Raw genomic sequence first — 10,754 nt, 5'->3', positions numbered from 1 at the left:
TTCGGCCGCCTCAAGGACTGGCGCCGCGTCGCAACCCGCTACGACCGCTGCCCGACAGCCTTCTTCTCCGCCATCGTCCTCGCTGCCACCGTCATCTTCTGGCTGTAATCAACGAGTCCTGACCCTAGCCTTGCGCCTGGCAAGGGGGCTGCATGCAGAATTCTGACGCGGGCAATTTCGACGGATCGAGCATCGACCAGCCTCAAGAGAAAAGCCCGATACTCGTAGCGGACATCGCTGGAAGTTTCACCTATGCGTCCTACCAGAATGCGATACCTGTTGTTCGCGGGATAAGAATCGAAAACGCCGATGGCCGGCATCATGAAAACATCCGGCTCGAGCTCGCGTCGTCACCTGCTTTCCTCAGGGCGAAATCCTGGACCATCGATCGGCTCGCGCCGGGCGATAGCCTGTCCATCAGTGATCGGAAGATCGAACTCGATGCTGCGTATCTGGCGGGACTCAACGAAGCCGAGCGCGGCGAAATCACCCTCCGCTTAGCTGCGGGCGACCAATTGCTGGACGAACAGCGCGTCCCTGTCCGCCTGCTGGCGCGGGACGAATGGGGTGGCGTTGCCGATATGGCACAACTGCTGCCCGCGTTTGTAATGCCCAACGATCCTGCCGTCGGGCGCATCTTGCGCAGCGCAGCCGACCGTCTGGCGGAGCACGGCCATCCCAGCGGTCTTGATGGCTATCAGTCCGGCGATCCGCAGCGTGCCTATATGCTGACGGCCGCGATCTATTCCGCAATCGCGGCAATGGCGGTGCATTATGCCGAGCCGCCTGCCAGTTTCGAGGCGCGTGGGCAGAAGGTGCGCCGCCCTGCGACGATCGCCGACGAGCGGTTGGGCACGTGTCTCGATACCACCTTGCTGTTCGCCGCTGCGTTGGAAGGCGCAGGCCTGTATCCCGTCATCCTACTATTTGATGGCCATGCAGTCGTTGGCGTCTGGCTGACCAAGCGGACGTTCGGCAACACCGTCGAAACCGATCAGATGGATGTTCGCAAAGCGCTCGCTTCACGGGAACTCATTGTGTTTGAAACCACGGGCGTCACCCATCGACCGGCCATGGCGATGGACGTGGCGCAACGTGCGCTCGATCACCGCATGAGTGAAGATGAAGCGGCGGCCTTCGTCGCCGCGATCGACGTGCGTCGCGCGCGCAGCGGCGGCATCACGCCGCTCGCCTCGCATGATGCGAAGCCTGCCGGTGACCCCGGGCAAGACGGTGACGCAATCCCGGCCGCCGCTCTGTCGCTGCCGTCCGCGCCATCTTTCAATGACCTGCCCGACATGCAGGTAGAGGAAAAGCCGACGACGGCGGCTGGACGGATTGATCGCTGGCAGAAGAAGCTGCTCGACCTCACCCTCCGCAACCGGCTGCTGAACTTTCCGGATTCGAAGAAGACGATCCCGTTCCTCTGCACCGATGTCGCCTATCTGGAAGACAGGCTGTCGGATGGTGCGGCGATCCAGATCGTATCCCTCCCGCAGCAGAACCCCCTCGGCGAGCGCGATGCGGCGCTGTATCGCGAGGTGCATGGCCGCGACCTGCATCGTGGTTTTGCCGCGGAGGCTTTGGCGCGGGACGAACTGCCGTCGCTGCTCGATGGTCGCCAACTCGAGTCGCGGTTGATTGACCTGCACCGGCAGGTGCGCAACGATTTCGCGGAGGGTGGCGCGAACACGCTGTTCCTCGCGGTCGGCTTTCTACGCTGGAAGAAGAAGCCGGACGATCAGCGCAGCTATCGCGCACCACTATTGCTGATCCCCGTCAAGCTGGAGCGGCGTAGCGCCACCGCACCGTTCCGCCTTCGATTTCATGAGGACGAGCCGCGCTTCAATGCGACGCTGCTGCAATTTCTGGAGCGGGACTTCGACCTGAAGCTGCCGCAGTTCGGCGGCGAACTGCCACGGGACGATAGCGGCATCGATGTGCCGCGCGTGCTGGCCGCGATGCGACAGGCGGTCCGGGACGTGCCCGGCATGGAGGTCGTTGACGAGACGGCGCTGTCCACCTTCAGTTTTGCCAAGTTCCTGATGTGGAAGGACCTTGTCGAGCGGACCGAAGCGCTGCGCGAAAATCGGGTCGTCCGCCATCTGATCGATACGCCGGACAAGCCGTTCGGTGACGGCCAGCCCGCCATCCGCGACGAGGGCGAGCTCGATCGTGTCTATGCGCCGGCGGATATCATCTGTCTGCTTCCGTCGGACTCGTCCCAGACCGCCGCCAGCCTGGCGGCGGCGGAAGGTCGTGATTTCGTGATCGTCGGACCGCCTGGTACGGGCAAGAGTCAGACGATCGCCAACATGATCGCGAACTGCCTGGGCGTGGGCAAGACGGTGCTGTTCGTCGCGGAGAAGACGGCGGCGCTGGACGTGGTGTATCGCCGCCTGCGCGAACATGGGCTGGGCGACCATTGCATCGAACTCCATTCGAACAAGTCCGATCGTCGGCATTTCCTGGCGCAGTTGAAGGCGGCGTGGGAGCATCGGGGGCAGATCGATCCAGCGGAATGGATCACGGTGAATGACCGGCTGAAGCTGCGTCGTGATACGCTGAACGCGTATGTCGAGGCGCTTCACAAAAGCTATCCGAGTGGCTGGACGCCTTATTTGGCGCTCGGGGTGGCCCTGCGGGGAGCAGCGGAGCCCGCGCCGGATTTCGGTTGGCCCAAGGGGCAGGTTCATGACACCGTCACTCTGGCCGCACTCGAAGAGCTGGCGGGCGAGATAGGGCTGGTCTTCGCCTCGGTTGAACGTCGTCCGGCGCTGGACCTGGTCGATATCGATGAGCCGGGCACGGCGCGGCAGGACGAACTGCTCGCCGCTGGACAATCCCTGCGCAACGCCGCCGATCTGCTGAGCCAGGCGCTGGATGCCTATCGCGGTGTGCTTGGCCTGGCCGCTTCCGATCAGCCCGCGACATCGAGGGTCGCGACGCTGGGCGGTCTGGCTGCCGCGTTGGAAGCGGCGCGTGAGCACGACTTTTCGATTGCGTTCCATCCCGATTTCGTGCGGACGAGCGACGATGTGGTCGCGCTGACGGCCGCCATAGAGCTGTACCGGGATGCCGAACGACAATTGAGCGCCCCCTTTGCGGCCGCCAGCGTGCGGACCATGGATCTGACCGCGCTGGATCATCAGTGGCGTGAAGCGAGCGCCTCGATCTGGCCGCTTTCGACTTTGGGGCGGCGCAAGGTCGCCAACATGCTGCAAGGTTATGCGGACGGTGGGACGGTGGAGCCGGACCAGGATCTGCCCCTACTTCTGCGGATGAAGGAGCAACTGGCGGCGATCGACCATACGCCGCTGAAGGACCGGCAACTTCCGGTCGCGGGCCTCGACACCGATCTGACGGCGCTGCGCGCGATCCTGGAGGGTGCGGGTGCGTTACGGGCGGCGTTGCGGACGGATGGCTGGGGTCCGGGCGAAGCGGAGATCATCGCCAGGCGTGTCGCCGCCGCCATGCAAGAACGCGACGGCAGCCACGGCCTCTGGCAGAGCGGCTCTCGATTACTTGCCGCACGGCAGGGTTTCGACGCGGCGCGCTCGCGCTTCTCCAAGGCCGCGGGAAGGGACGTCTCGTTGGGTGAGGGCCCGGCGGCGCTGTCGGATCTGGCGGCAAACCTGGCGGCCTTGGCCGATGCACGCCACTTGCTGCGGGATTGGTCGGCCTGGTGCCGCATCCGCAACCGAGCGGTGGCCTCCGGACTGGGCGCGTTGGTCGAGCAGATCGAGGGCGGCGTCGTTCCCGCCGGTCAGGCACGCGCCGCTTTCCGCCTTGGCTATGCCCGATGGTGGCTGCCGACGGTGCTCGACAGCGAGCCGGTGCTGCGTGATTTCCGACGCTTCCAGCATGAAAATGCGATCGACGAATTTCGTGAGATCGACGATCTGGTCCGCACCCACGCGACCGGCCGCGTCGTGGGCGCCCTGGCGCATGGTCTGCCGGCCGTACAGAGCGTGCCGCGCAATTCCGAACTCGGTTTGCTGCGCTACCAGATGGAACTGCAGCGCCCGAGTCAGTCGATCCGCGACCTTATCGGCAAGATGCCGGAGAACTTTTCGAAGCTGGCACCCTGCATGTTGATGTCGCCCCTGTCGATCGCCCAGTATCTGCCGCCCAACCAGGCGCTGTTCGACGTGGTCATCTTCGACGAGGCATCGCAGATCACGACATGGGACGCGGTCGGCGCGATCGCGCGCGGCCGTCAGACGATCATCGTCGGCGATCCCAAGCAGTTGCCGCCGACCAACTTCTTCGGCAGCAACGAGGAGGACGAGGAGGTCGCCGACCATGAAAAGGACATGGAAAGCATCCTCGACGAAGCCAAGGCGTCCGGTATTCCGGTGCGCGACCTGCGCTGGCACTATCGCAGCCGCAGCGAGTCGCTGATCGCCTTCTCAAACCACCATTACTATCACAACCGCCTCGTCACGTTCCCGTCGCCGCAGGTGGACGACCGGGCGGTGCGCCTGCGCAAGGTGCCCAACGGCGTCTATGATCGTGGCAAGACCCGCACCAATCGGATTGAGGCGCAGGCGGTGGCGGACGAGGCGGTCGCACGGATGCGCGCATGGCTTAATCTGCCGGAGAAGAGCCGTCCGACGTTGGGGATCATCACGTTCAATGCGCAGCAGCAGTCGCTGATCCTCGACCTGCTGGATCTCGCCCGCCGCGACGAACCCGCGCTCGAATGGTTCTTCGCGGATGACCGGGTCGAAGCGACGATCGTCAAGAATCTGGAAAATGTGCAAGGCGACGAACGCGACGTCATCCTCTTCTCGATCACCTTCTGGAAGGATGCGGCGGGCAAGCTGACCATGGATTTCGGCGCCCTCAACCGGGACGGTGGCGAGCGACGGCTGAACGTGGCGGTGACGCGCGCGCGGCAGGAACTTATCGTCTTCTCCGGCTTCACCGCCGATCAGATCGATCCTACGCGCACCAAGGCGCTGGCGGTCCACCACCTCAAGACCTTCCTGGATTATGCTGAGCGTGGTGCCATCGCACTGCCAGCCGAGACGGCGGGTTCAGTCGGCGGGTTCGATTCTCCCTTCGAGGAAGCGGTGGCAGCGCAACTGGAGCAACGCGGCTGGGTCGTCGTGCCGCAAGTCGGCATCTCCGGCTTCCGCATCGACCTGGGTATCCGCCATCCCGATCTGGCCGGCGCCTATCTGGCGGGAGTCGAATGTGACGGCGCCACTTATCACAGCGCGGCGACGGCGCGGGACCGCGACAAGGTTCGCGAACAGGTGCTGACCGGGCTCGGCTGGAATATGCTGCGCGTATGGTCGACCGACTGGTGGTACGACAGCACCGGGTGCGCCGAGCGATTGCATGCCGCGCTCGAGGGATTGCTCGAGCAGAGCCGCGCCACCCGCGCCGATCCGATGGTCGAAGCGCATTGGAACATGGGCCACGAGGTCGAGGGGATCGAGGGGATCCGCGACGACGAAGCAGCCCTCCAAGTGGAAGCGGTTGTTTCTGTCCCGGGACCCGTCGACGTCGAACTCGTCGCCACCGACGTCACGCCCCCCGTCATTGAAGTTCAGTTCGCCAGTGCTCACCCGGCTTCGGCGATGACGCCGCCTTCGGTACAGCCGGACGATCGGTATCGTCTCGCGGACCTGAGCGCCTTCCCCGCCGATCCGGCTCGGTTCTTCGACTTCGCCTATCGCGATACCCTGCGTGGCATGATCGTCGCCGTCATGGACGGGGAAAGCCCGTTGCGGACCGACATTTTGTGTCAGCGCATCGCGAGGGCCCATGGTTGGTTGCGGACCGGTGGAAAGATCCGCGAGCGCATCGACATGCATCTTCATGATTTCGAGCGGACGCAGGAATCGAGCGGCGAGTTCATCTGGAAGCCGGGAGAGGTGACCGACTTCAGACCCTATCGCGCGCCAAGCGGGGACGACGCGCGGCGGGCCATTCCGGACATTCCGCTCGCGGAACTGGCCGCGGTGGTACGGGCGCATCCCGCTCTGCTCGACGAACCCGATTCGGCGCGCGAGTTGGCCCGAATGCTGGGCGTCGAACGACTGGCCGCCGGATCACGCACGCGGCTGGATGAGGCCATTGCGCGATGCCGCGACGGCGCAGCGTCCTCGACCATGACGTCCACGACGCCGGGAGCGGCATGACCATGACCCGCTTTCTGCATTCGAGCGACTTGCATCTCGGCAAGCGGTTCGGAAATTTCACTGGCGACTTGCCAAGCCGCCTCCGAGAAGCGCGCCATGCGGTTCTTGGGACCCTGGCCCGCCATGCCCGGGATCATGGCGTCGACACGATCTTGTTGGCGGGGGACACGTTCGACACGGAAACTCCGGCGGCCGATGTGCGGCGGCAGGCGCTGACCGAGATGGCGCATCATGCGCCGATCCGGTGGGTGATCCTGCCCGGCAATCATGATTCGTTGCAGGCCACCGAGCTTTGGGCGCAGCTGGTGCGCGAGGCACCAGCTAATGTCCTTCTTGCCACCACACCGCACCCGATCACGCTTTCGGAGGGCGCGTTCCTTCTGCCTGCACCGTGCACGACGCGGCGACCGGGACGCGATCTGAGTGAGTGGATGGACGGTGCTTCCACCCCGGACGGCGCGATCCGCATAGGGCTGGCGCATGGTGCCATCCAGAACTTTTCCGAAGAGGCGGTGAGCGATGACGTGATCGCGCCGGATCGGGCGCGCCGTGCCGGTCTCGACTATCTGGCGCTGGGGGACTGGCATGGTGCCATGGCCGTCGATCCGCGCACCCATTACAGCGGCTCGCCGGAACAAGATCGGTTCAAGCATGAGCGGCCAGCCACTGCCTTGCTGGTCGACATCGCGGGAGCCGGTGCCGTTCCCACCGTGAATCCGCTTCCGACCGGAATGTTCACCTGGCGCACGCTCGACTTGCATCTATTGGCGGGGGACGATCCAGAAGCGGGCTTGGCGGCCTTGTTGCCCGATATGCGGGATCGGCGGCAGACACTGGCCCGGATCAGGGTGGACGGAAGGGTCAGGCTGGCCGCGCGGACGGCCTTGCTGTCCGCCTATGAGCACGTCGCCCCCGATTTCGCGTGGCTCGATCTGGACGAAGCCGGTCTGGCGATCGAATGCGATGTGGACGATCTGGACCAGATCGACCGCGCCGGTGCCCTCCGGGAAGCCGCCGACATGCTGCTCGCCGAAAGCACCGATACTGCCCAGTCGGCCGAAGCCCGCGCGGTGGCCAGTGCCGCCCTGTCGCGTCTGTACGAGTATGCCCAGCGAGTGACATCATGAAGATCGACGCGCTCCGGTTTCACAACGTCAAGCGCTTCGGCGGGCGTGGCGTCGCGATCGAGGGTATCGGCGACGGCGTCAACGTGCTGTGCGCTGCCAATGAATTCGGCAAGTCGACCAGCTTCGAGGCGCTGCACGGCCTGTTCTTCTTGCCGCATTCGAGCACGGCGGGTGGCGTCAGGAACCTGCGTCCCTATAGCGGCGGCAATCCTTTGGTCGAAACGGATATCGCGGTCGGCGGGGCGCGGTATCGATTGACCAAGAAATTTTATGGCGGCGGCTTCGCCAAGGTTGTGGACCTCGCATCGGGGCAGTTGATCGCCCAGGCCGACGAGGCCGAGAACTTCATCACGCGGTTGATCCAGGGCGGCGCGGGCGGCCCGGCCGGGCTGCTTTGGGTACGCCAGGGCGTGACGGGGATCGAGGCGCGCAGCCGAACCGAGGAAGAGAGCGAACGCCAGGTCCGCACCAGCTTGCTCGAATCTGTGCAGGGCGAGGTTGAGGCGATGACCGGCGGCCGCCGCATGGCAGGAGTCATCGCCGCCGCCACGCAGGCAAGCGCCGAACTGATCACTCCAACCGGCAGGCCCAAGGCCGGGGGCCGCTATGCGAACGCGATAGCGTTGCGCGATCGGCTGGCGGAGGAGGCTCTTCAGCTGGAGAAGGAGGTCACGGCGCTACGGAGCGAGCTTGACCAGCGCAGCGTCGCCCAGCGCAGGCTGGCCGAGCTGGATCAGCCGGATGCGCGCGACGGCCGCAAGCGGGCCATCGAGAAAGCCGAGGCCGCATTCGAAGCCGCCAAGTCACAGGCTGAACGCCTCAAGGCGCTGCAGGCCGAACTCGGGCTTGCGCGGGAGCGCCGGGACGTTGCCTTGGGGGAGCTCCATCAGTTCGACGACGCCTTGGCCGAGGCCCGTGTGCTGGCCGACGACAATCGCGATGCCCTCCGGCGCCGGGACGAAGCCGTCGAGCGGCGGCGCACGACGAGCGACATCATCGGCAAGGCGCAAACGGAAGCCGAGACCGCCGAAGAGGAGGAACTGGCCAACCGCACCCTGCTCGACCGTCTTGAAGCGGCGAGCAAGGCGCGCGACGCGGCGGAACGCCGGGCCGAGTGGGAAAAGCGGCTGCAACACGGCGAACAACTGCGCGCTACGATCGAGGGCTGCGAAGCCCAGCTTTCCAGCCTTCGCTTGCCGAAGGGCGCCGTCGACGAACTGGCCGATCTCGATGTCGAGATTGTTCGTCTTCGCGCGGTACAGGATGCGGCGCGTCCATCGGTCCAGATGACGTACGAGCCCGCCGCGACCGTCCGGGTGACGATGGCGGGTGTTGCCTTGGGCGAGGGCGAGGAGCGCAGCTATGACGTCCAGGCGCAATTGGTCGCGCCGGGCCTCGGCACGATCACCCTGCGTTCCAACAGCGCGGAGCGTGACGACACCCGCCTGACCCAGGCGGAGGGACAGCGCCAGACGCTGCTGGCCGCCATGGGGGTCGCCGATCTGGCCGCCGCACGTTCCCAGGAAGTGCGGGTGCAGGGCATTGAGGCGCAGGCCAACGAAGCCAGGGCACGGCTGTCAATCGTGGCGCCCGACGGGATCGATGCCTTACGCCAAGCGGTTGCCGCGCTGGCGGACATCGAACCCGCCCATGGCGATTTGGAAGCGGACCCAGCCAAGGTTCGCGCGCAGCGCGAGGCTGCCGAGCAACGCCGCCGTGAGGCAATGCAGATCATACGCGCGACCGAACCTACGCGCGTCCACGCCGATGAGGCCTTTGTCGCTGCCGAAACGCGACTGGCTAGCCTACGCACACGCGAGGAGCAGGTCGTCGCGATCCTAGGCTCCGCTGAAGGGCGCGATGCACGTCAGCAGGAACTGGCCGAGCGTTTGGCGGACCGTGAAGCCGTACTGGCGAAAGCGCAGCAGGTGCATGACGAACATGCCACCGTTGCGATCGACCTCGACGCGGCGGATGCTGCCCTTCGACGCGTTCGCTCGGTGGAACAGGCCGCAGCCGCCGAGGCCCAGCAGCTTCGGGAAAATATCGCGGGATGGAGTGCATGCATTGCCACGAAGTCCGAAGAGGCCGTCGAGGAACGCTGGCGCGAGACGCTTGAAGCGCGAGAAGCCGCTCAGACACGGGTAACGGCGTTCGAGCAGGAGGTGGCGGTCCTGTCGCGGCTCACCCAAGCGCTGGAAGCGGCTCGTGCCGACGCGCGCGAGCTGTATCTGAGGCCGGTGATGAGCGAACTGCGCCCACTGCTCGGTCTGCTGTTCGACGACGTTGCCATCACCTTCGATGACCGCACATTGCTGCCGCACAAGATCACGCGGAGCGGTCAGGAAGAGGATGTCGATCGCCTCAGCGGAGGTATGCGCGAGCAATTGTCGGTTCTGACCCGTCTCGCTTTCGCGCGCCTATTGGCGCGCGATGGGCGCCCGGCGCCCGTGATCCTTGACGATGCGCTCGTTTATTCAGACGACGACCGCATCGAGCGCATGTTCGATGCGCTTCACAGGCAGGCTCGGGACCAGCAGATCATCGTCTTCTCGTGCCGTCAGCGGGCCTTCCAGAAATTGGGCGGAAATGTCCTTCAGATGATTGATTGGGAGCCCTGAGGCAACGGATCGACAGAAGCCATCCGCCGGTGATCCATGCGAACAAAATCCGCATTGGGTGTCCCAAGATCGATTCACGATAATGGCGCTCTTGTCCTCCCTCTTTTGATGGAGGCATGACTGATGAAATCTGACGACGAGAAGACCATAAAAGCGGGAGGCGGAGCGCGCCAGGCGCGAGATCCTACTTATAAGCCACACCGGACTTGGCATGTTTCCAGCCTCGGTGCAGACCTGCTGAACCACGGTTTCACGGGGTTCGACGCCAACGCACTGATGGGGCTCCGCGGCCTTTCTCCCATGCGGCTGATTCAACTGCTGCAGGAAGGGGCTGCCCATACGTCGTCGCCGTGTACGGCTGGAGATTTGCTCAAGCCCATCGTCGATCAGCATCGACAGGAGTTGGAAGATCTCGGTCGTCTATTGTCTTGGGAGCGTCGTCACCGCCGTTATCATGAGGCTCGTACCGAGTGGAGTGTACTGCCCGATCATGTCCGGGATGGGCCGTGGCGCAAACGACCGATGACTGCGGGGCAGCGTGCGCTCGTGCAGATCACTGCAACGCTACTCAATCTACCTATCCCCCTCGATCTCAATCGCGGTTCGGCTGCCGATTGGCTGGAAAGCCATGGTGCCAATCTGAATTATCGCGGGGAGAGTTGAGATGCCAGCTCTTCGGATCACGACGGTCGACGGGCGAGAAATAGTCGTGAAGGACGGTGCTTGTCAATCGGCGTCCAAAAAGGACCCCCTATCGGCGTCCAAAAGGGACCCCCTTCGTCGAGCAGCGTTACGGGTATGACGGGTGCACCGTTCGCGCTGGTTGCGGCGTAGGGCGGGCGTAGCCCGAC

Annotated in this window: 4 protein-coding genes and 1 pseudogene; all 5 read left to right on the top strand. The window is 64.7% G+C overall.

Features of this window, described 5'->3' with window-relative positions; all coding sequences use genetic code 11:
* Positions 1 to 108: pseudogene (locus tag CA237_RS18670) on the top strand (IS5/IS1182 family transposase); the annotation flags it as partial.
* 44 nt (positions 109 to 152) lie between these two features.
* The gene (locus CA237_RS18665) at positions 153 to 6,155 is read left to right on the top strand and encodes a DUF3320 domain-containing protein (RefSeq protein ID WP_126015207.1); all 6,003 of its coding nucleotides are present in this window, start codon (positions 153 to 155) and stop codon (positions 6,153 to 6,155) included.
* Positions 6,152 to 7,282 carry a DNA repair exonuclease gene (locus tag CA237_RS18660; protein ID WP_241215556.1) on the top strand — a complete coding sequence of 377 codons (1,131 nt, stop codon included), beginning with the start codon at positions 6,152 to 6,154 and terminating at the stop codon, positions 7,280 to 7,282. The genes CA237_RS18665 and CA237_RS18660 overlap by 4 nt, the downstream gene beginning before the upstream one ends.
* Positions 7,279 to 9,903, top strand: coding sequence for a DNA-binding protein (locus CA237_RS18655; protein WP_126015205.1), 2,625 nt, complete (start codon positions 7,279 to 7,281; stop codon positions 9,901 to 9,903). Before CA237_RS18660 ends, CA237_RS18655 begins: the two co-directional genes overlap by 4 nt.
* Before the next feature lie 123 nt (positions 9,904 to 10,026).
* Positions 10,027 to 10,566 carry a hypothetical protein gene (locus CA237_RS18650; protein WP_126015203.1) on the top strand — a complete coding sequence of 180 codons (540 nt, stop codon included), beginning with the start codon at positions 10,027 to 10,029 and terminating at the stop codon, positions 10,564 to 10,566.
* The last annotated feature ends 188 nt before the right edge of the window (positions 10,567 to 10,754 follow it).

Origin of the sequence: Sphingomonas sp. ABOLH, from assembly GCF_003951715.1 — a bacterium.
Lineage (GTDB): Bacteria > Pseudomonadota > Alphaproteobacteria > Sphingomonadales > Sphingomonadaceae > Sphingomonas > Sphingomonas hankookensis_A.
Note: the sequence above shows the minus strand (reverse complement) of the source record. Positions and strands in the feature narration are given on the sequence as shown.

Bases quoted from the DNA above. Each gene is read 5' to 3' on its own strand.
- CA237_RS18655 (WP_126015205.1), top strand. From the start codon at position 7,279: ATGAAGATCGACGCGCTCCGGTTTCACAACGTCAAGCGCTTCGGCGGG.
- CA237_RS18650 (WP_126015203.1), top strand. From the start codon at position 10,027: ATGAAATCTGACGACGAGAAGACCATAAAAGCGGGAGGCGGAGCGCGC.
- CA237_RS18665 (WP_126015207.1), top strand. From the start codon at position 153: ATGCAGAATTCTGACGCGGGCAATTTCGACGGATCGAGCATCGACCAG.
- CA237_RS18660 (WP_241215556.1), top strand. From the start codon at position 6,152: ATGACCATGACCCGCTTTCTGCATTCGAGCGACTTGCATCTCGGCAAG.